Origin of the sequence: Shewanella sp. BC20, from assembly GCF_003129585.1 — a bacterium.
Taxonomy (GTDB): Bacteria; Pseudomonadota; Gammaproteobacteria; order Enterobacterales; family Shewanellaceae; genus Shewanella; species Shewanella seohaensis.
Window position 1 is genome coordinate 1 of record NZ_NHRI01000027.1, and the last position, 20,040, is coordinate 20,040.

20 protein-coding genes and 1 pseudogene are annotated in these 20,040 nt (G+C 48.7%); 12 read left to right on the forward strand and 9 right to left on the reverse strand.

Annotation, left to right across the window (positions count from 1 at the left end; translation table 11 throughout):
- Nucleotides 1-143: 143 nt before the first annotated feature.
- On the reverse strand, nucleotides 144-1,115 hold the full coding sequence (gene ispB, locus CBX96_RS19920) for an octaprenyl diphosphate synthase (RefSeq protein WP_146194349.1): 972 nt from the start codon (nucleotides 1,113-1,115) through the stop codon (nucleotides 144-146).
- 273 nt (nucleotides 1,116-1,388) lie between these two features.
- Here ispB and rplU point away from each other — a divergent pair, with 273 nt between their 5' ends.
- The 7 genes from rplU to CBX96_RS19955 all read left to right on the forward strand — a co-directional run bounded on the left by rplU (nucleotide 1,389) and on the right by CBX96_RS19955 (nucleotide 5,728).
- Nucleotides 1,389-1,700 carry a 50S ribosomal protein L21 gene (gene rplU, locus CBX96_RS19925; protein WP_011621690.1) on the forward strand — a complete coding sequence of 104 codons (312 nt, stop codon included), beginning with the start codon at nucleotides 1,389-1,391 and terminating at the stop codon, nucleotides 1,698-1,700.
- Between the two features lie 14 nt (nucleotides 1,701-1,714).
- Nucleotides 1,715-1,969: a 50S ribosomal protein L27 gene (rpmA, locus tag CBX96_RS19930; protein ID WP_007650346.1), complete on the forward strand. Its 255-nt coding sequence runs from the start codon at nucleotides 1,715-1,717 to the stop codon at nucleotides 1,967-1,969.
- Between the two features lie 212 nt (nucleotides 1,970-2,181).
- Nucleotides 2,182-3,348, forward strand: coding sequence for an Obg family GTPase CgtA (cgtA, locus tag CBX96_RS19935; RefSeq protein WP_011621692.1), 1,167 nt, complete (start codon nucleotides 2,182-2,184; stop codon nucleotides 3,346-3,348).
- Nucleotides 3,349-3,375: 27 nt separating this feature from the next.
- Entirely contained in the window at nucleotides 3,376-4,137 is a 762-nt protein-coding gene (locus tag CBX96_RS19940) for a threonine/serine exporter family protein (RefSeq protein WP_109287839.1), read from the forward strand.
- Entirely contained in the window at nucleotides 4,134-4,607 is a 474-nt protein-coding gene (locus tag CBX96_RS19945; RefSeq protein ID WP_011621694.1) for a threonine/serine exporter family protein, read from the forward strand. Before CBX96_RS19940 ends, CBX96_RS19945 begins: the two co-directional genes overlap by 4 nt.
- 22 nt (nucleotides 4,608-4,629) lie before the next feature.
- A complete protein-coding gene (gene folA / locus CBX96_RS19950) occupies nucleotides 4,630-5,112 on the forward strand; it encodes a type 3 dihydrofolate reductase (protein WP_109287840.1) in 483 nt (160 codons plus the stop codon).
- Nucleotides 5,113-5,314: 202 nt separating this feature from the next.
- Entirely contained in the window at nucleotides 5,315-5,728 is a 414-nt protein-coding gene (locus CBX96_RS19955; protein WP_011621696.1) for a DUF3718 domain-containing protein, read from the forward strand.
- Nucleotides 5,729-5,979: 251 nt separating this feature from the next.
- On the opposite strand, the gene CBX96_RS19960 is transcribed toward CBX96_RS19955, so the two are convergent.
- The 7 genes from CBX96_RS19960 to lptD form a co-directional block, all read right to left on the reverse strand.
- On the reverse strand, nucleotides 5,980-8,001 hold the full coding sequence (locus tag CBX96_RS19960; RefSeq protein WP_109287841.1) for a methyl-accepting chemotaxis protein: 2,022 nt from the start codon (nucleotides 7,999-8,001) through the stop codon (nucleotides 5,980-5,982).
- Between the two features lie 96 nt (nucleotides 8,002-8,097).
- Nucleotides 8,098-8,922, reverse strand: a complete 825-nt coding sequence (locus CBX96_RS19965) for a symmetrical bis(5'-nucleosyl)-tetraphosphatase (RefSeq protein ID WP_109287842.1) — start codon at nucleotides 8,920-8,922, stop codon at nucleotides 8,098-8,100.
- Nucleotides 8,923-8,943: 21 nt separating this feature from the next.
- A complete protein-coding gene (gene apaG, locus CBX96_RS19970) occupies nucleotides 8,944-9,324 on the reverse strand; it encodes a Co2+/Mg2+ efflux protein ApaG (protein ID WP_011621699.1) in 381 nt (126 codons plus the stop codon).
- Nucleotides 9,325-9,379: 55 nt separating this feature from the next.
- Nucleotides 9,380-10,186, reverse strand: coding sequence for a 16S rRNA (adenine(1518)-N(6)/adenine(1519)-N(6))-dimethyltransferase RsmA (gene rsmA / locus CBX96_RS19975; protein ID WP_011627022.1), 807 nt, complete (start codon nucleotides 10,184-10,186; stop codon nucleotides 9,380-9,382).
- A gap of 14 nt (nucleotides 10,187-10,200) precedes the next feature.
- Nucleotides 10,201-11,187, reverse strand: coding sequence for a 4-hydroxythreonine-4-phosphate dehydrogenase PdxA (gene pdxA, locus CBX96_RS19980; protein WP_089067145.1), 987 nt, complete (start codon nucleotides 11,185-11,187; stop codon nucleotides 10,201-10,203).
- Between the two features lie 6 nt (nucleotides 11,188-11,193).
- Nucleotides 11,194-12,498 carry a peptidylprolyl isomerase SurA gene (surA, locus tag CBX96_RS19985; RefSeq protein ID WP_109287843.1) on the reverse strand — a complete coding sequence of 435 codons (1,305 nt, stop codon included), beginning with the start codon at nucleotides 12,496-12,498 and terminating at the stop codon, nucleotides 11,194-11,196.
- Nucleotides 12,499-12,718: 220 nt separating this feature from the next.
- Nucleotides 12,719-15,016, reverse strand: coding sequence for an LPS assembly protein LptD (lptD, locus tag CBX96_RS19995; protein ID WP_109287844.1), 2,298 nt, complete (start codon nucleotides 15,014-15,016; stop codon nucleotides 12,719-12,721).
- A gap of 112 nt (nucleotides 15,017-15,128) precedes the next feature.
- Here lptD and CBX96_RS20000 point away from each other — a divergent pair, with 112 nt between their 5' ends.
- The 5 genes from CBX96_RS20000 (at nucleotide 15,129) to CBX96_RS20020 (ending at nucleotide 19,466) form a co-directional block, all read left to right on the forward strand.
- Complete coding sequence (locus CBX96_RS20000) at nucleotides 15,129-16,220, forward strand: aminoglycoside phosphotransferase family protein (protein WP_109287845.1); 1,092 nt, start codon at nucleotides 15,129-15,131, stop codon at nucleotides 16,218-16,220.
- Nucleotides 16,217-16,900, forward strand: a complete 684-nt coding sequence (gene murU, locus CBX96_RS20005; RefSeq protein ID WP_109287846.1) for an N-acetylmuramate alpha-1-phosphate uridylyltransferase MurU — start codon at nucleotides 16,217-16,219, stop codon at nucleotides 16,898-16,900. Before CBX96_RS20000 ends, murU begins: the two co-directional genes overlap by 4 nt.
- Before the next feature lie 78 nt (nucleotides 16,901-16,978).
- A complete protein-coding gene (gene djlA, locus CBX96_RS20010) occupies nucleotides 16,979-17,767 on the forward strand; it encodes a co-chaperone DjlA (RefSeq protein WP_109287847.1) in 789 nt (262 codons plus the stop codon).
- A 55-nt stretch (nucleotides 17,768-17,822) separates the two neighbouring features.
- The gene (locus CBX96_RS20015) at nucleotides 17,823-18,467 is read left to right on the forward strand and encodes an outer membrane beta-barrel protein (RefSeq protein ID WP_109287848.1); all 645 of its coding nucleotides are present in this window, start codon (nucleotides 17,823-17,825) and stop codon (nucleotides 18,465-18,467) included.
- 45 nt (nucleotides 18,468-18,512) lie between these two features.
- Complete coding sequence (locus CBX96_RS20020) at nucleotides 18,513-19,466, forward strand: D-2-hydroxyacid dehydrogenase (RefSeq protein WP_109287849.1); 954 nt, start codon at nucleotides 18,513-18,515, stop codon at nucleotides 19,464-19,466.
- A 402-nt stretch (nucleotides 19,467-19,868) separates the two neighbouring features.
- Here CBX96_RS20020 and CBX96_RS21710 read toward each other — a convergent pair.
- Nucleotides 19,869-19,976 (reverse strand): annotated as a pseudogene (locus tag CBX96_RS21710) (transposase); the annotation flags it as partial.
- Nucleotides 19,977-20,040 lie beyond the last annotated feature (64 nt).

Here is a 20,040-nt window from a genome sequence, read left to right on the forward strand (position 1 = left end):
TCGCCATCAAGATAAGCAAGATCTAGAGCATGATGCTCAATTGTCGCTACAGATGAAGTAGGTGTAAGGAAATAGCCCCTTCCAGGGGCAAATCAAAGCCGCCTTCTAAGAAGGCGGATTCTTTACTGATTTATCGCTGCCAATTAGTGGTTACGATCAACGGAGATTTTTGCCAGCGAAATTAATGCGGTTTTGAAGTCACTGTCGGGTAATACCGACAACGCTGCAATCGCCTTGTTGGATTCTTCAATGGCTTTTTGCTGAGTGTAAGTGAGCGCGCCGCAGTGATGCAGAGCGGCAACAATTTTCTCAATTGCGTGGGTGCCATCACCTTGCTCAATCGCTTGGCGAATGAGTTGCTGCTCTTCTTCTGTGCCATGGGCAATAGCATAGATCAGCGGTAAGGTAGGCTTACCTTCTGCGAGATCATCACCGATGTTTTTACCTAACTCTTCACTGTCGGCGGTGTAATCGAGTAAATCGTCGGTCAACTGGAAGGCTGTACCTAAATATTTGCCATAGTCGCCTAATGCGGTTTCTTGCTCGGGTGTGGCGCCGGCTAATACCGCGGCCAGTAACGTGGCGGCTTCGAATAGCTTAGCTGTCTTGCAATAGATCACCCGCATATAGCTTTCTTCTGTGGTATTAGGGTCGTTACAGTTCATTAGCTGTAATACTTCACCTTCGGCCAATACGTTAGTGGTATCGGCTAATACACGCAGTACTCGCATGCTGTCGAGTTCGGTCATCATTTGGAATGAGCGGGTATAAAGGAAGTCACCTACTAATACACTGGCGCTGTTACCAAAGAGTGCGTTAGCGGTTTCGCGACCACGTCTGAGGGTCGATTCATCGACCACATCATCGTGCAGTAATGAAGCGGTATGAATAAATTCAATAATCGCGGCAAGCTTAAGGTGGGCTTCACCTTGATAGTCGACGGCGCGCGCTGCGAGGACGGACAGTAAAGGACGAAGACGTTTACCACCACCATTAATAATGTAGAAACCTAACTGGTTAATCAGGGCGACATCTGACTCCAGCTGTTTATAGATCAGCTGATTGACTGCTTGCATATCAGTGTCAGCCAGTTGACGAATAGCGTTTAAATCCATAATAGACTCTGGTTGTGGGGCCATTACGTACCCGGCCTCTATTTTAGGCTCACGTGTTATATAGAATGAATTTTACCTAAAATTCCGACATATGACAGTACTCACACTACTAATGTGCGAGTTATTCCGGCCTTTTTTTATTCTTTCCTAATTAGGGCTTGCCAGATAAGGATTCTTCGCGTAAACTCCGCGCCCATTGTCAATAAAGTTTTTGTAGCACCCTGCCTCCCATAGTGTGAGCCAGCGTGTTAGGAATATCGGAGTAAAATAGCTATGTACGCTGTTTTTCAAAGTGGTGGTAAACAACACCGTGTAGCCCCAGGCCACACAGTTCGTTTAGAAAAATTAGAAGTTGCTACTGGTTCAACTGTTGAATTCGATCAAGTATTACTGATCGCTGACGGTGAAAAAGTGCACGTTGGTGCTCCTTTAGTAGCTGGCGGTAAAGTCGTTGCTGAAGTAGTAAGTCATGGTCGTGGCGAGAAAGTAACTATCGTTAAGTTCCGTCGTCGTAAGCACCACGACAAGAAGATGGGCCACCGTCAGTGGTTCACCGAAGTTAAAATTACTGCTATCAACGCATAATAGGAGTCTAACTCATGGCACATAAAAAAGCTGGCGGTTCTACTCGTAACGGCCGTGATTCAGAAAGTAAACGTCTTGGTGTTAAGCGCTTTGGCGGTGAATCAGTTTTAGCTGGTAACATTATCGTTCGTCAACGTGGTACTAAATTCCACGCTGGTGTAAACGTGGGTATTGGTCGTGACCACACTCTGTTTGCTCTGACTGACGGTAAAGTAAAATTCGAAGTTAAAGGTCCTAATAACCGTAAGTTTATTAGCATCGAAGCTTAATTTTCGAGTCTAGCTTATACTGTAAAGCCCCGCCATTGGTGGGGCTTTCTGTTTTTTATGCTTCTATTTACCTGCGTTTCTGGTGAGTTTGGTAAATCTTTATCAAATTGAGGGCGTTGGCTGGTAAGATTGGGAGCAAGTATCTCGAGTTTTTTGGCGACCGATGAAGTTAAACGGTATAATTCCTTCATTCAGTGATGCCAGGAGTAAGTATGAAGTTTGTCGATGAGGCAGTAATTAGGGTCGAAGCAGGCGACGGCGGTAGCGGTTGCGTGAGTTTCAGACGCGAAAAATATATCCCTGATGGTGGTCCTGATGGTGGTGATGGTGGCGATGGTGGCAGTGTCTATCTGCAAGCCGATGAAAACCACAACACCCTGATTGAATACCGATTTGAACGTTTTCACATGGCAGAGCGTGGTGAAAACGGCCGTGGCCGTGACTGTACCGGCCATAGCGGTAAAGATTTGATTTTAAAAGTACCTGTCGGTACGCGTGCTATTGACGATGAGACCGAGGAAGTCCTCGGCGATTTAACCACCCATGGCCAAAAGCTATTAGTGGCTAAAGGCGGATTCCACGGCTTAGGTAATACGCGCTTTAAGAGCAGTACTAACCGTGCTCCACGTCAAAAGACCTTAGGTACTCCGGGTGAAGTCCGTAGCCTGAAATTAGAGCTGCTGTTGTTAGCTGACGTTGGCTTGCTCGGTATGCCTAACGCGGGTAAATCGACCTTTATTCGCGCGGTATCACGTGCAACGCCAAAGGTTGCCGATTACCCCTTTACGACGTTAGTACCTAACCTAGGTGTGGTTAACCCTCGCCCTGGTCAAAGCTTTGTGATCGCCGATATTCCTGGTTTGATCGAAGGCGCGGCAGAAGGTGCGGGTCTAGGGATTCGTTTCTTAAAGCATTTAGAACGTTGCCGTATTCTGTTGCATATCATCGATATTGAGCCAATTGATGGCACAGATCCTGTGGACTCTGCCCGTGCGATCGTCGGTGAACTGGAAAAATATTCGCCAAAATTGGCAAGCAAGCCACGTTGGTTAGTCTTTAACAAGGCCGATCTGCTGCTCGAAGATGAGCTAAAAGAGAAGGTCGCTCGTGTTGTTAAGGAATTAGGTTGGGAAGGTGACGTTTACACCATTTCTGCCTATAGCCGCGATGGCACTAAAGAATTAGCGACCAAGCTGCTGGACTTCATTCAAAGTCTTCCTCCGGAAGATAAAGATGCGAACCCAGATGCAGAGGTTGAGTTCAAGTGGGACAATTATCATCAAGCCAACATTGATGCGATCAATGAAGACTATGACGATGAATTCGACGATGACTTTGATGATGACGACTACGATGTAGAAGTGATCTACCAAAGATAATATCCCAACCTAAGTTTTGAGAGTCCCGTGTACGCAGATACTCAAAATGATATTACTCGGCAGGTTGTGCGTGTCGCACAACTGCTACTGGCCTACGGTGCTGAATCTGATTTAGTTGAAGAAATCAGCCAGCGCCTAGGTCAGGCCTTAGGATTGGCAAGTGTTGAGCTTTCCATCTCCTCTAATTCCCTCGTGTTAACCAGTTTAGTGCATGGTCGTTGTATCACGACGACGCGTCGGATCCGCGAGCATGGCATCAATATGACCATAGTCTGCGAGTTGCAGCGCATCTGTTTATTGACGGAAAAAGGTCTCTATGGTCCCAACGAAGTGCGTAAGCGCTTAGCGCGGATTGAACCTAAGACCTACCCACCATATTTGGTTGTATTGATGATAGGACTGTCCTGTGCAAGCTTCTGTCATCTATTTAATGGCGATGTCGCGGCTTCAATCATTACTTTTTTTGCCTCAGCAGTGGGGATGTCGGTGCGCCTTGCGATCGCCAAGCGGCATTTTAATTTGCTGGTTAATTTTGCGGTGACGGCATTTGTCACCAGTTTATTGGCGCAGACAGGTTATGTGTTTAACTTGAGTGAGACTCCGCAGGCGGCCATGGCGGCCAGTGTGTTGATGCTGGTGCCGGGTTTTCCGATGATCAATGCGATTTCTGATATGGTCAAAGGCCATATGAACGTGGGCATTTCCCGTTGGGGCCATGCCACCTTGCTTACAGTGTCATCCGTTATCGGCATCACCATTGCGATGCAGATTGGGGGGATCTTCCTATGATCGCCTTACTGTGGACGCTGTTGCACGATGCCTTTTTCTCGGCGATTCCCGCAGTGGGTTTTGCCATGGTGTTTAACGTGCCGAAACGTTTCTTACCCTACTGCGCGCTTGCAGGCGCCATAGGGCACAGCTCGCGCACGCTAATGCTGCAATTTGGCTTGCCTATCGAATGGGCGACCTTTGCCGCTGCGGCCTTGGTAGGTACTATCACTATCGGTTTTGCTAAGCGTCATCTTGCGCCGCCGTTGATGTATGCCGTTGCCGCGATTATCCCGATGATCCCTGGGACCTACGCCTTTAATACCGTGATTGCCTTAGTGCAATTAACGGCGCAGTCGCAGGTTAGCCAAGAGCTGACTGGGCAAGTGATAAGTAACGGCTTAAAAACGGTGTTTATCTTAGGTGCACTGTCGGTGGGCCTTGCCTTACCGAGTCTGCTGTATTTTAGAACCCGCCCTGTTATTCAATAAAAACAATACCGAAGGAGTGCCCATGCGCATTGCTATGATAGCCGCGATGGCAAACAATCGAGTCATCGGAAAAGACAACAAAATGCCATGGCATCTGCCCGAAGATTTACGCCATTTTAAAGCCATGACCTTAGGCAAACCTGTAGTCATGGGACGTAAAACCTTTGAGTCCATTGGTCGCCCTCTGCCTGGGCGCCACAATATTGTGATTTCCCGCCAAGCGGATTTGCAGATTGACGGTGTGACCTGTGTGACCTCATTTGAAGACGCTAAACTGGCGGCGGGCGAGTGTGAAGAGTTAGTCGTTATCGGTGGTGGGCAGTTGTATCAGCAATTATTACCTCAAGCCGACACACTCTATCTGACGCAAATTAGCTTAGATGTTGAAGGCGATACCTTTTTCCCTGCTTGGGAGAGCGATAAATGGCAAGAAACCGAATCGGTAACTAGTATAAATGGCGATGGGCTGGAATATCGCTTTATCAATTTGACAAAAAAATGTTAAATTACGTTGTTCTGTTGTGTACCCTGTGCGTATGGATTGTCAATATGTCTAAGGTATTAGATCCGATAGGCCTGACTTAGTTGAGATAGCGGTTTTTTACGGCTTCTTTACTGATGACTCCTAGGAGGCCGATATCCGCTAGAGATAGACGCAAACCATACAAAACATAATAAAACTATAAGAAAGTATTAAGGAGTATCGGATGCGTCTTATGCCTGTAGCTTTGGCTGCACTAATCGGATTTAGCTATGTTTCTGTGCCAACCACGGCAAAAGCCGAAGCTGATCCACTTGTCGCGAGTATTTGTGATTACGTAAAAGCGAACGATAAAAACCGTTTACGTAAAAAACTAAAAGAAAGCCGTGTTAAGTTACGTCAAGTGTACAGCGGGATTAGCTGTGATGGTCAAAGCTTGTTGCGTACTGCCTATGCCGCGAATGCGAATGATGCCGGTGAGTTTGTGGCTAAGCGTTTATCAGTTAACGAACTGAGCGTACCAGAAGCCGATGGCATGACGATTCAAGCTTGGGCTGAAGCGAATGGTCACGGTGCTAGCCCTATCACAGCGGCAGTCAAAGAGCGTTTAGGCGCTGCTGCTGGCGGTGAAGAAGAGTAATCATCTGTCCCATCATTTTTTAATGTGCGTTTACACAAGGAAAAAATGATAGTTAAAAATGCCGAACTGAGTTCGGCATTTTTTATGCGCGTCGTTTTGGCCGTTTTTACCGAATATTGAGCAGGGTACTTGAGTATGATGCTGATGAGTGTCGAAACTGAGTATATTGCTTGAGCTATTATTTTCGCCGCGAAAGCGCAAACCAAAGAAAAGGGCCGCAATCGCGACCCTATTGATGCCTGAGTGTTTGCTTACACTCTAAATTCACCGACAGAAGCTTGTAGCTCTTCGGCAAGCTTAGCCACCTGATGGCTCGATTGCGCGGTTTGGTCGGCGCCGATGGCGGTTTCTTCCGAAATTGCGGCGATATGCTCAAGTTTCTCCGACACTTGCTGACTCACTAGATTCTGCTCCTGCGCAGCATGGGCAATATGCGTGCCCGCATCATAGGCCTTGTGCACCGACTGACTGATGGTCTCTAGGGCGAGGTTAGCTTGCTCGGTTTTATCGACGCAGGCATTGGCTTGGGCGCGGCCCATATCCATTGCTGCCACGGCTTGCTGGGCGCCCTGTTGCAGCACTTCGATCATTTGTTGGATCTCGCGGGTCGACACTTGGGTTCTCGATGCAAGGCTGCGCACTTCATCGGCAACGACTGCGAAACCACGGCCTTGTTCTCCGGCGCGCGCCGCTTCAATGGCTGCGTTTAATGCCAGCAGGTTAGTCTGCTCGGCAATGCCACGAATAACATCGAGGATCGAGCCGATTGAGGCGCTGTCCGATTGCACTTTGTTGATCACTTGGCCAGCTTTAGCGACTTCGTCAGCGAGGGCTAAAATAGTGCGCTTATTCTCTTCGGCGATGGTGCGCATGTGTTTGGCTTCTTGATCGGCCTGCTTGATTTGCGCGAGCGCATCGTCAGCGCTCATCGACACTTGTTGTGCGCTGGAGCTTAACTCTGTGGTCGCAGTCGCAACTTGGTCAACTTGGTTCTTTTGCTCTTGAATGCCCGTCGTGGTTTGCGCCGTGATTGCCGAGGTTTGCTCGGCAGCTGCAGCTAGCTGGTTAGAGCGGTCCAAGATCCCGACGATTAGGCTGCGTAAACTGTCGACTAAACGGTTACAGTTTTTCGCCAGTTCAGCAAATTCATCGTGGCCAGAGTCATCCAGTTTATGAGTTAAATTGCCAGAGGCTAACACGTTAAGTGCATTGTTAACTTGGTAGAGTGAACGCTTCAATGGCGCAACCACGGCAAAACTGATGATGACGGCGGCAACGATAGCGATTAGCACCACGATAATGGTACGGATACTGGCCGAATCAATCTTGGCTATGGTGGCTTGGCTCATTTCAGCGGCTGCCGACTCAATGTTATTACTTACATCTTCCATATTGCGGTCAATGACTTTGACGTCTTTCTCAATGATGGCCAGTTGATTTGCCGCCGCCTGAGCGTGGGTTAATTGGCTCGCCTTAAGTTGCACCATAGAGTCAGAGCCTTCGAGCAGCCCAAGGACTTTTTTAATATCTTCGTTGACTGATTTTAAGGTGTCCGCATCCACAATATCCTGCGCATGGCGGTTGACGTACTCAAGCTTGTTTTGGCTCTCGCTCAGGATGTAGTCGAGTTCTTTAGAAATAAGCTCATGCTTACTCATTTCGTCATTGGTGACTAAATCGGTAATGGTGGTGATGATATTACCCATGCTGGTATCGATAGCGCTTGCCGATGCCGCAAGACTCTGAGCATCGGGGTTTTGGCTGTTTTCTAGGTCGATAATATCTAGCAATCCGGATGAGGCGTCATCGGCGGCATTTTCCAGCTTTTTCTTTAATCCGATGAGTTGCTCTTGTTTGCTGAGGGTGGCTTCGCGCTCATTGAGCATGGCGAGGCTGTCACGCTCGAAGGTCGAGAAACTGCCATCCAGTTGTGAGATCAACGATGAAAGGTTCGCTTGCCCTTGAACCAGTCGCGTCAGGTTACTGATCTCATTTTTAAACTGGCTACCGTGGTCGCTAAAGACTTTACGGATATCGGGAATGTTAGAGGATTTTGGCGCATGAAAAGCAATGAGCACTTGGCGCTGTTGTTCGCTCAAGGATTCGGTTAAATGAGTGGTGGCCTTCAGGGCTGGCAAGCTTAACTCTTGCATCATTGCCGAACTATCTTTGAGGCTAATGTTCGTCAGGTACGAGGTAAATCCTAACAACACAAGTAAAAGTGTAACAACACTAAACCCGCCAATGACTCGGGTGGCTACATTAACTTTCATAGGATACTCCGGTTATTATTATATTATTCCGAATGAAAAGATTATTAAATTCAGGGCATAGGGTACTGTCGTATATCGACCACTCTCGGGCTTAGTTTAACCCTTTTTTAACTTTTTTTGGGTAATTTTTTGGTCTTTTTCAAGATGCCATAGGGTTAGATATTCGCCCCAGCAACAGCCTGTGTCTAGCGCTTTTAATTTGGGATCGTTCACTTTACCCATCAATGCCGCCCAATGTCCAAACACCAAAGTGTGACTCTGGCGTAACGCAGAGGTAAATTCAAACCAAGGGCGTAGCTGTGGATTGTTACAGTCCTCGGGTGGCTGTTTACAGTCAAAATCTAAATGACCATCGACATACAGATAACGCATGCGGGTCAGGGCATTGATACAAAAGCGCAGGCGGTTTAAGCCAATGGCGCTTGGATCCCAACGCTCCGCAGTATCGCTGTACATTTGGCTTATCAATGCCTCGAGGTAATCACTCTGCTTGAGGGCTTGGCTGACAAGTTGCGACTCTTGCCTTAAGACGTCTAATGACCACTGTGGGGGCACACCAGCGTGGGTCATGATGACCTTGTGCTCTGGTAACTCCCGCATTAAGGGTTGCTGCCTTAACCAATCGATTAAACTGGCAATATCGGGCGCATTTAACAGTGGCGCGAGGTTATCGCTGGGTTTATCCCGCTTGAGTTTGCCATGGAGAGCGAGCAGATGCAGATCGTGATTACCGAGGACGGTTTTGCCCGCATCCCCTAGGGACTGAAAATAGCGCAGCGTGGCTAATGAATCGGGACCTCTGGCGACCAAATCGCCCACCGCCCAGAGTTCATCGCGGGATGGGTTAAAGTCGACCTCAGCAAGTAATCGTTTTAATTCGGCAAAACAGCCTTGCACATCACCAACAAAATAATGGGCCACAATATCCTTTCTATTTATAAATCAGTGTAATAAACCGGGGAGTGCTAAACGGAAGGGCTTAATCGTTGCCTTAAAACGTTCGCCAGATTCGCTGACCATACCATAAGTGCCATACATAATGCCAAGGGGTGTATCGAGTACGGTACCGCTGGTATATTGATAGGCGGTATTGGGGGGAATCGTTGGGGTTTCGCCGACGACGCCTGCGCCTTGCACTTCACTGATTTTGCCGTTGGCGTCGGTAATAATCCAGTGGCGGGTTTCGAGTTTGGCAGCTTGCTCGCCGAGGTTAACTATGGTGATAGTGTAGCTAAAGAGGTATTTCTGATCCTCGGGCGAGGACTGTTGTTCAATGTATTCGGTTTTGACTTCGACTCGGATTGAGTCATCCAATGCGCTCATGCTGCTCCCTTTAATAAGATAGGGCACCCTAAAGTGCCCATCAAACTGATATTGCTTAAGCCTGCTTATCACACACCATATTCGCCATGGCGACATATTGTTCAACGCTGATTTGCTCAGGGCGCAGGTTAGGATCTATGCCTAGTTGCTCAAACTCTTCATCGCTCAATACTTGCTTGAGGTTATTACGCAGTGTTTTACGGCGCATGTTAAAGGCCGTGGTGCACAGCTGGCGCAGTACATTCACATCCTTACAAGGGAATGGTTTTTCGGCATAGGGCAATAGACGTACCACGGCAGAATCGACCTTAGGCGGTGGCGCAAAGCTATGGGGCGGCACTTCGAGCACGGGAACCACTTGGCAGAAGTACTGTGCCATCACAGTTAAGCGGCCATAGGCCTTGTTACCTGGGCTTGCCGATAAACGCAGCACCACTTCTTTTTGCAGCATAAAGTGCATGGTTTCAATCTGCTCGGCAAATTCGAACAGATGGAACATCAAAGGCGTTGAAATGTTATAGGGTAAGTTACCAAACACTTTGAGTTTTTTACCCGGTACCACCAACTGGCTAAAGTCGAACTGCAGCGCATCGCCTTGGTGAATCGTGAGCTTATCCTTAAGTACAGGGTGATTTTGCAAGCGCTCAACCAGATCGCGGTCTAACTCGACCACGGTCAGGTTATCTATCGCCGTGGCGACAGGTTCGGTTAAGGCGCCAAGGCCGGGGCCGATTTCGACCATCACGTGGTCATTATCGGGGGCGATCGCACCCACAATGCGGTTAATCACATTGTCGTCGGTTAAGAAGTTTTGTCCGAAACGCTTTCTGGCCGTGTGGCCTAAATGTACTTTGCTACTCATTAATATCTAATCGTTTAGTTTTTTGAGGATAACTCAATGGCTTTATTCAAGGCGCAGACAAAACTGCCAATATCGGCTTTGCCAGTTCCCGCAAGATCGAGCGCCGTACCATGGTCAACCGAGGTACGGATATAAGGTAAACCTAAGGTAATGTTTACCGATTTGCCAAATCCCTGTGACTTTAGAACGGGTAAGCCTTGGTCATGGTACATGGCCAACACGACATCCGCGTCCTGTAAATATTTAGGTTGGAACAGGGTATCGGCGGGCAGAGGGCCGACAATGTTCATTTGATATTCTTCACGCAGTTCGTTCAGTGCCGGAATAATCACATCGATTTCTTCCCGGCCAAGATGGCCGTCTTCACCCGCGTGTGGGTTTAAGCCACAGACATAAATTTTAGGGGAAGCAATGGCAAACTTGCTGATAAGGTCAGCATGTAAAATCTTGATAATATGATGCAAACGCTGGCGAGTAATGGCTTTTGCCACATAGGCCAGAGGGATATGGGTGGTCACCAGTGCCACCTGTAAACCTTGGGTTGCTAACATCATGACCACATCGGGGCAGTTGGCCTGATGGGCAAAAAACTCGGTATGGCCGCTAAAGGAAATCCCCGCTTGGTTGATGATCCCTTTGTGGACTGGGCCAGTGACTACGGCATCAAATTCGCCGCTCATGTTTTTTTCACCCGCATAACGCAGGGTTTCAACCACGTAAGCACTGTTCTGATCATCGAGCTGGCCACAAACGGCGTCGGTCACCAGTTTGAAAGGCGCAATGGTGAGTGTGCCCGCTTCCTGCGGTTTAGGAGGTTGCTCGGGCAAGTAAGGGCGAAACGTGACATTCAGGCCGAGTCGTTTAGCTCGGCTGGCTAATAATTCGGGATCCGCACAAACGACTAACTCAGCAGGCCAAGCCTGCTGAGCGAGTTGCACGACTAAATCGGGGCCGATACCCGCAGGTTCTCCGGGGGTAACGGCAATACGTTTAGTGGTCAATTTACCTTAACCTCGGTTTGACTCAGGCTGAAAGATTTCAATGTATGCGTCAGCACGCATTTCGTCTAGCCAGTTTTGCAGTTCTTCATTAAATTTGCGACGGAAGATCAGTTGGTGCGCACGGTTAGTATTAAATTGATCCGTAGCATCGGTTTTTCTGCGCTCTTCCAGTTGTGTGATATGCCAGCCGTGGGTCGTACGGAAAGGCTCACTGATTTGATCTTGGCTTAAGCTATTCAGCGTTTGCGCAAACTCTGGCACGTAAATGCTTGGCTCTGCCCAACCCAGCTCACCACCTTTGGCTGCTGAACCTGGATCTTCAGAATATTGACGCGCTAAATCTTCAAACTTGGCTTCGCCAGAGCGAATTTGCTTTAAGAACTGCTCTAACATGGCCTTAGCACGGTCTTCCGACAGAATTGGCGATGGCTTGAGCAGGATATGACGCGCTCTAACTTCTTCAATTTCTTTGGTTTGTAAACCACGGGCATCCATGATCTTGATGATGTGGAAACCCGCGCCACTCTTGATTGGGCCGATAATATCGCCTTTCTTGGCGCCATTGATGACTTCCGCAAACAGCGTTGGCATCTCGTTGATGTTCATGTAATCCCAGATACCGCCTTCCAGCGCCTTAGGACCCGATGAAGAGGCGATGGCGGTGCGGCGGAAATCTTCACCACTCTTTAAACGCTCGAGTACGGCGTTCGCGCGCTTGCTCGAGGCTTCCAGTTGTTCACTGCTTGGGTTGTTAGGTACGTCAATCAGGATATGGCCGATTTGGTATTCGACGTCCTTCATGCCTTGCTCTTGGATCAGTTTTACCAGGCCGGTAATTTCCTGTGGTGACACTTGGATACGGCGTTGAACTTGGATACGTTGGATTTCACCTAGGGTGATTTCTTCACGCAGTTGTTCACGGTACTGGCTGAAGCTTAACCCTTCGCTCTCGATTTTTTGCTGCATTTGCGCCACGGTCATTTTTTGTTCGCGGGCAATGTTTTCAATTGCTTGGTCTAACTGTAAGTCACCGATATGCAGACCTATACGATCCGCCATCTGCAACTGCAAACGAGTGAGGATGAGTCGCTCGATAACCTGAGTACGCAGTGCACTGTCGGATGGCAACGATTGATTCGCGGCTCTCGCATTGGCTTTTACAGTGTCAATCATGTTGGTGATTTCACTTTCGAGCACAATACCATCGTTGATTTGAACGGCAACACGGTCGATTGGCTGGGGAGCGGCCATAGTAGGCTGGCTGATAGCGAGTGCAAATAAAGCAAAAATCAGATGTTTACTGGGTTTCATCCACAAAATCCTTGGCACGTTCTAAGGTCAAATTCGACGGCTTATTTAAGTTAACTTTACCATTTATATCGAAATTACAGTGAGTTGCCTAAATGTTCTTTTGTTAGTAACTCTAAAAGCGTGCGTTCCGAGACTTTTTTGGGGAGGAGCGCACGGCTTTCATTAACCTGTTTGGACTCTCAGTCCTTGTTGAGGTTCAGCAATCTACCACAAATCTTTGCTAATTCCTCAGATAAAGCGGTTTTCTGTAGTTAAACAGACCATCATTGAGCATATCCGATACGCCTAATGGGCCTGAACCACCGAGTCCTTTGATGACTAAATTCAGGTAAACACCGCTTTCAAATTGCTCGCGCTCATCGATAACGGCCGAACCAATGTTGTCATCGTAATTGGTCTTAATTCGGTAGTGATAGCTGAGACGGATTGCGTAACAGCATGATTCATACTGGAAACCTGTATAGGTTTCTATGCTGCGGCTCTCGTTGAGGTCGTAGTACCAGTTACCGACAAAATACAGGCTGTCGTTAATCGGCCATGCACCACGCACACCCGCTTGGGAAATATTTACTAGATCGTTGGTGTTTGAGTTCAATAGATCCGGCACATAACGATAACTGAGCTGCAATAGTTTATTGGCTTCGGGGCGGAAGTCTAAGGTGACTTCGGTCTTCTTGTTATCGCTCGAGTTGGTGTCGTATTGAATCGCGGCACCTAAATACCAGTCATGGCTTAAGCGGGTATCTAGCTCGGCGGCCAATACTGAGGTCGATTGATTTTGCTCGAAGAGGTTATCTTCGTAACCCAGTTTGCTGTCCTGCAGATAGAGGATCTGACCTAGGCTGAACTTAGTCGCCTCTTGGTTGTGATCGTCGAAGAAACGCGTGGTCACACCTAGGGTGACTTGGTTTGCATCGGCGATACGGTCAAGGCCTGAGAAGCGGCGGTCACGGAACAGACCAAAGAAGTCGTCCTGTAACTGTGCAGTATCGTAAATACCGATACCACGTTGATCTTCATAACCTACGTATAAATACTGGAACTGAGGTTCGAGCGTCTGACGGTAGTTTTGATCGAACAGTTCGGTAAAGCGCTCGAAGTTAATCTGACCATTGATCCGCACCTGTGGAATCGTGCGGCTCACCGTATCGTCTAAGTCATCGAAAGCACTGTTATTTTGTTCTTGCCAATAGTTGGTTTGCATCAACTTTACTTGGCTGGTCAATGAGCCAGATGGACCATGAATAGGCAGCGTCAGGCTAGGCGCCATATGCAGACGAGTAGCGGTATTCATGTCGCTGTCTTGATGGGCGAAATTGGTCAGCTCCGAGTTAAAGCCAAAGTCCAAGTTGTTCCAAAAGTCGGCGGCGCGGTAGTTAAAGTTAACCTGTGGCATCACTTGATAAGGCTTTTCGTCCTCACCCAGTACTTTAATGTCTTGCACCCGCGTGCTGATATCCCAGTTACGCTCAAAGTAGCTGACTTCACCAATCCGCGATAACTGGTTATCGGTGGCGCGGTTCACATCAGACTTTAAGTCGTTGAAATAGTTGTTGTCAGACACTTCGGTAAAGTTGGCGAGTACCCGCCAGTTTTTATCGATGGCGCCTTGGTGTTGCCAGTTATAGAGGTAACGATTTGGACTACCGCTGAGCATCTGATCGTTGCCCAAATACTCTAAATTCAAGCGGCCACTTTGGGCCTCACCCGCGAGATAGCGAAACTCTGTCTTAGTGAATAAACCACGACTAGACATATAGTTAGGTGTAAAGGTGAGGTCATACTCAGGCGCGATATTCCAATAATAGGGCGCGGAAACTTCAAAACCGTTGGTGGTACTAGTGCTAAAGCTAGGGTAGAGGAAGCCGGTTTTACGTTTATCGGAAACTGGCACCGTCATATAAGGAATGTAGAACACCGGAATATCGGCAATTCTCAGCTTTGCATTCCAAATCTCGCCCCATTCTTCTTCACTGTTAATCTTAATTTTTTCCGCTTCGAGCAGCCAAGAGACATTGTCCGGCGGGCAGGTCGTGAAGTTAGTGTTGGTCAAGATAAGGTTGTTATTCATGGTGATTTGCAGTTTTTCGGCATCGCCGTGAACCTGCTGACCATGGAGCCAATACTGGGCACCCTTTAGGGTGGCGCGGTTGCTGCGCATCTGTGCCTGCAGCGAATCGGCGGTAACGGTAAAAATATTGTCTTGGAAGACGAGGTTGCCATTGGCATCGAACTGCTCGGTCGCCTGATCGAGAATCGCCTCATCGGCGGCAATGTGTCTGTCGCCCTGACTGAAGACCACATCACCGGTAAAAATGGCTTGTTTGCCCATTTCGGCGTTTGAGCGATCCGAAACAATACGAATTTTCTCTTGATCCGCGGCGCTTAGGCCGGGTTGAGATACGATACGAGGTACTGGCGGTTCGATGACACATTGTGACGCTGAGGCTGTTGGAGATTCGTCTGCCAGGACTAGTTGCGGTAACAGGCTCAAGGCCAGAAAGTAACGGATCTGCATCTTAGGTCAATAATGATTTCTTTGTCTGGACAAGTATCGACGGGGAAAGTTGCAAACTACAAGTGCAACGCAGCAAATAAATCTCTCAATTTCTTAGCTGTTTCCAAATTATATGCCAGCTATAATAAAGCAATTTTTCTATAAGAGCCATGAAATGACTTTATCCGACTCGAGATTTATTTCCCTTAATCAGTGGCTGAACCGTTATTTTTCCTATGATGTGACCCCGATTCTGATTTCCGGTGACGCCAGTTTTAGGCGCTATTTCCGGGTCACGGACCGCGATGCAAGCTACATTGTTGCCGATTCACCACCCACCTTAGTGCCTATCGCACCTTTTATCGCCCTCGCCAGAGCCTATGCAGCGGCGGGACTGACAGTTCCAAAAGTCATCGCCTCCGATGCCGAGCAAGGCTTTATGCTACTGAGCGATCTCGGGGATACTCAGTTGTTGTCTGTGCTGACCGATGCGAATGTGGCTGACTACTATCGCCGCGCCTTGGCATTATTGCCTCAGGTGGCCTCAGTGGTTGAGAGCCTTGACCCTGTCACTGGCAGCACGCAGCCATTGCCTTTATATGATGAGGCGTTTGTGCGCCGTGAGCTGGGGATCTTTACCGAGTGGCTTTTAGAGAGACATTTACAGCTCGAACTTAGCGACGAGGAACGCTCGCTTATAGAAGAAAGCTTTGACCTATTAGTGGAAAATGCCCTCGCGCAACCTAAGGTGGGCATGCACCGCGATTACCACAGCCGTAACTTGATGCTCAAAGAGGGCGAATTGTGCGTGATTGATTTTCAAGATGCGGTGCTAGGGCCTGTGACCTACGATGCAGTGTCTTTACTGCGGGATTGCTATGTGCGTTGGCCGCAAACCATGGTGCAGGAATTAATGCAGCAGCATTATCAGCAAGTGCTTGAGTTGGGGCAAATCCCGGCGCAGACATCCTTTACCCAGTATCAAATCTGGTTTGATTTAATGGGGCTGCAGCGCCATATCAAGGCGGCGGGTATTTTTGCGCGTTTACATTATCGGGATAACAAGCCCGCCTATATGGCCGATATTCCGTTAACCTTGTCGTACATTGTGGATATTGCCAGCCTTTATCCTGAGTTGGCGCCATTTTCCGCTTGGGTACAATCGCGCGTTGTGCCTGCGTTTGCGGCTAAGGGAAAGAATTCTCTGCAGGGAGACAAGCAATGAAGGCCATGATCCTCGCGGCAGGCAGGGGAGAGCGTTTACGACCTTTGACCGACACCCTGCCCAAACCTTTAGTGCCCGTCTTAGGTAAACCGCTGATTGTGTACCATATTGAGAAGTTGGCCGCGGCGGGTATCGTGGATATCGTAATAAATCACGCTTGGCTTGGGCATAAGCTGGTCGAAACCTTAGGCGATGGTCAGGCCTTTGGGGTCAAGATCCAATATAGCGCCGAAGCATCGGCCCTCGAGACCGGTGGCGGAATTAAGCAGGCATTGCCCCTGCTGACTGACGGCGACTCGGATGCAGCGTTTTTAGTGCTCAATGGCGATGTGTTTATCGATGCCTTGCCGACGATTGTTCCCTTAGCGGATACTGCTCTGGCGCATCTGTGGTTGGTGCCGAATCCCGAGCAACATCCTAACGGTGACTTTGCCTTGGAGCAGAGCCTTGTACGTGAGCAGGGTGAGCAAAAATACACTTTCTCTGGCATGGGCTTATATCGGCCATCATTATTTGACGGCACGCCGGATGGTGCCTTTGCCCTTGGGCCTTTGCTGCGGGCTAAAATGGCCGATGGCCTGATCACCGGAGCACACTTTAATGGACTCTGGTGCGATGTTGGGACGATTCCACGTCTGCAAGCATTAGAGTCAGCGCTGGCGAAATGGCGTATCGCCTAACGTTTAGCGCCTTGAGTGAACGGTTTCACTCGCGATGTCGATTGAGTGACTGAATAAATTATCAAATTGGGAATTAAGATGCGCCTTTGGGGTAAGTTTTTTGGATTTGTTATCGGGTTTATGTTTGGCCGTATTTTCGGTGCGCTACTGGGCTTATGGCTTGGGCATCTCTACGACAAACGCGCCGGTGGTGGCGCCAGTTTTAGTCAGATCTTAGGTCAAGCCAAGAATCGACAGGGGATATTCTTTAACACCACCTTCGCCGTGATGGGCCATGTGGCCAAGGCGTCGGGTCGAGTGACTGAAACCGATATTCGTATCGCGACTATGTTGATGGACCAGATGCGCCTTACGGGTGAAGCCCGTAAAGAGGCGCAGCAGGCGTTCCGTGAGGGTAAAGAGCCAGACTTTGACCTACGTAACAGTCTGCAAGCCTTTCGCGCCGTGACCCAAGGCCGCCAAGAGCTGGTGCAAATGTTTATTGAGATCCAAATTCAAACCGCCTTATCGGACGGTGAGCTCGATCCCGCTGAGCATGCAATCCTGATGACGGTGGCCCAAGAGTTAGGTTATGGTCGTGGGCAACTCGATGAATTACTTAAACGTTGGCAAGCGGAATACCGTTTCCACCAGACCTCTAATGGCAACAAAACCTCGATTACCGACGCCTATCATTTGCTCGGCATTAATGCCGAGGCGACGGATCAAGAGGTGAAACGGGCTTATCGCAAGTTGATGAATGAACACCATCCCGATAAGTTAATCGCCAAGGGGTTACCACCCGAGATGATGGAAATTGCCAATCGTAAAGCGCAGGACATCCAAGCTGCGTACGACAGGGTGAAATCGGAGCGCGGCATGCGCTAACGCTTCGGTTAACGTTGTCGACGCAAGGAATAATAACGACAGATAAGGGATTAAGATGAAATACGTTAACCGATTAACTGTGATTGCTGGTTTGTTGCCCCTCGCTCTCGCATTACCAACCTATGCCGAACCCGAGCTGTTTGTCGCCCCCTACGGTGGTTACAGCTTTGGTGGCAGCTCGTTCGATATCAATGAACTCGATGCGAACAAGGCTGAAACCGATAATAAGCAGAGTGTGGGTATCGAAGAGGCGAGCCATTACGGCATCATGTTAGGGATTGGCACTAACGATCCCGGCAATATTTACCTGCTCTACAGTCGCCAATCCTCCGAGCTGAAAAGTGGCGGCCTGTTTACCCCAGACTTAGTCGCCTCCTTAGATGTGGACTATATCCACCTTGGCGGTACCTTATTTTTCCCAAGTGGCGATTTTCAGCCCTACATTACCGCCAGTGCCGGGGTGACTCGGATGATGCCCGATGATTGGTCAACGGAAACCCGTTTCTCCATGGGCATTGGTGGTGGCGCCGAATACCGCATGACGCAAAACTTCGCCCTGTTTGCGGATTTGCGTGGCTACGCCACCTTTATCGACAGTGACAGCTCACTTTTTTGCAATGAAGACCAATGCCTATGGCATGTAACATCGGATGTCATGTGGCAAGTGCAAGCCAATATTGGGGTCAAACTCAGTTTTTAATTTCTCAGCTTTCGGGCAAGGTGCAAACGCAGTTAAGAGGTAAAGATGAAAATAGTCGTACTCGATGGTGAAACCTTAAACCCTGGGGATTTAACCTGGCAAGCGGTCAGCGCATTAGGGGAATTTAGCTGTTTTGCCCGCACGCCCTCGGCGGAGATTCTCCCCCGCGCTCAGGATGCCGAGATAGTGCTCACCAACAAGACGCCCCTCGATGCCAACACCTTAGCCCAACTACCTAAGCTTAAATATATCGGCGTGCTCGCCACGGGCACTAACGTGGTGGATCTTGCCGCCGCAAAAGAGTTAGGCATAGTGGTCACCAACGTGCCCGCCTATGGCCCCGATGCCGTCGCACAAATGGTGTTTGCCCATATTTTGCACCACACGCAGGCCGTTGCGGCGCACCATCAAGCCGTTGCCGCAGGGCAGTGGAGTAATTGCAGTGACTTTTGTTTTACCTTAATGCCGCTGCAATCCCTTAAAGGCAAAACCTTAGGCTTGATTGGTTATGGGGATATTGGTCAGCAGGTGGCTAAACTTGCCTTAGCCTTCGGCATGAAGGTATTAGTGAATACCCGCACCGAACCTAGCGATTTACCCCAAGGCGTGAGTTGGACATCCCGTGATACGGTATTTAAGGAGTCCGATATTCTCTCGCTCCACTGTCCTCTCACCCCTGAGACAACCGAGCTGATTAATGCTCAAACCCTCGAATTAATGAAGCCGCAGGCGCTACTGATCAACACCGCGCGCGGCGGCTTAATCGATGAGGCGGCGCTGGCTACGGCATTAGCGCAGGGCAAAGTCTTTGCTGGCGTCGATGTACTCTCTACCGAACCACCGAGCGCGGATAATCCGCTACTAACTGCGCCCAATATCAGTATCAGCCCCCACAATGCTTGGGCGACCAAAGAAGCGCGGCAGAACCTACTTAATATCGCAACGGCAAATCTCAGCGCTTATCTAGCTGGCGATAGAGTGAATTGGGTGAATCCATAAGGCTTGTGGGTTAGAACGTTTCTTTTGATAAGAGATAATGCGCTTATTCCAAAGCTACTCTATTGTGTGCTGAAGAGTGTAATACATGGAGTGGATAGTGACGTTAAAGGGATAAATCTTGGAAATTTAACTCTTTAAGTGCTGAGTATAGGTGGGCCATGGTATTCGCTCACCGACACGCAGCAAGTCCGTCCGTGGATGCTCGACCGCCCCGTCCGTGGGGCGGACGGTCGTCTCGCTAATCACCATGGCTCACCTATTTAGCATCGGCGTAGCCTGTAAGTTTTAAGAAAGTAAAACACCACATTTTTTGGGGGCAAACCATGCTGCGTTTTACGCGGAATTACCTTATTTCGGATAAACGAAAACAATCCCTGAGGGTGAATAATAGGTGTGATGAGCTTAAGGAGCTAACGCTTGACTTGAGGCTTTATCTTTACGCCATTTACCGCTGTTGTGTTGTTTTTTAAACTCACACATGCAACCCCATCGTTGACTCATATCACTGTATATATACAAATATTAATTCAGTGTTTTTTGTAATCTTTTGATTTTAAATGAGTAAATCTGGATT

Coding starts and splice junctions, on each gene's coding strand:
- ispB (WP_146194349.1), bottom strand. CDS start 1,115: ATGGATTTAAACGCTATTCGTCAACTGGCTGACACTGATATGCAAGCA.
- rplU (WP_011621690.1), top strand. CDS start 1,389: ATGTACGCTGTTTTTCAAAGTGGTGGTAAACAACACCGTGTAGCCCCA.
- rpmA (WP_007650346.1), top strand. CDS start 1,715: ATGGCACATAAAAAAGCTGGCGGTTCTACTCGTAACGGCCGTGATTCA.
- cgtA (WP_011621692.1), top strand. CDS start 2,182: ATGAAGTTTGTCGATGAGGCAGTAATTAGGGTCGAAGCAGGCGACGGC.
- CBX96_RS19945 (WP_011621694.1), top strand. CDS start 4,134: ATGATCGCCTTACTGTGGACGCTGTTGCACGATGCCTTTTTCTCGGCG.
- folA (WP_109287840.1), top strand. CDS start 4,630: ATGCGCATTGCTATGATAGCCGCGATGGCAAACAATCGAGTCATCGGA.
- CBX96_RS19955 (WP_011621696.1), top strand. CDS start 5,315: ATGCGTCTTATGCCTGTAGCTTTGGCTGCACTAATCGGATTTAGCTAT.
- CBX96_RS19960 (WP_109287841.1), bottom strand. CDS start 8,001: ATGAAAGTTAATGTAGCCACCCGAGTCATTGGCGGGTTTAGTGTTGTT.
- apaG (WP_011621699.1), bottom strand. CDS start 9,324: ATGAGCGCATTGGATGACTCAATCCGAGTCGAAGTCAAAACCGAATAC.
- rsmA (WP_011627022.1), bottom strand. CDS start 10,186: ATGAGTAGCAAAGTACATTTAGGCCACACGGCCAGAAAGCGTTTCGGA.
- surA (WP_109287843.1), bottom strand. CDS start 12,498: ATGAAACCCAGTAAACATCTGATTTTTGCTTTATTTGCACTCGCTATC.
- lptD (WP_109287844.1), bottom strand. CDS start 15,016: ATGCAGATCCGTTACTTTCTGGCCTTGAGCCTGTTACCGCAACTAGTC.
- CBX96_RS20000 (WP_109287845.1), top strand. CDS start 15,129: ATGCCAGCTATAATAAAGCAATTTTTCTATAAGAGCCATGAAATGACT.
- murU (WP_109287846.1), top strand. CDS start 16,217: ATGAAGGCCATGATCCTCGCGGCAGGCAGGGGAGAGCGTTTACGACCT.
- djlA (WP_109287847.1), top strand. CDS start 16,979: ATGCGCCTTTGGGGTAAGTTTTTTGGATTTGTTATCGGGTTTATGTTT.
- CBX96_RS20015 (WP_109287848.1), top strand. CDS start 17,823: ATGAAATACGTTAACCGATTAACTGTGATTGCTGGTTTGTTGCCCCTC.
- CBX96_RS20020 (WP_109287849.1), top strand. CDS start 18,513: ATGAAAATAGTCGTACTCGATGGTGAAACCTTAAACCCTGGGGATTTA.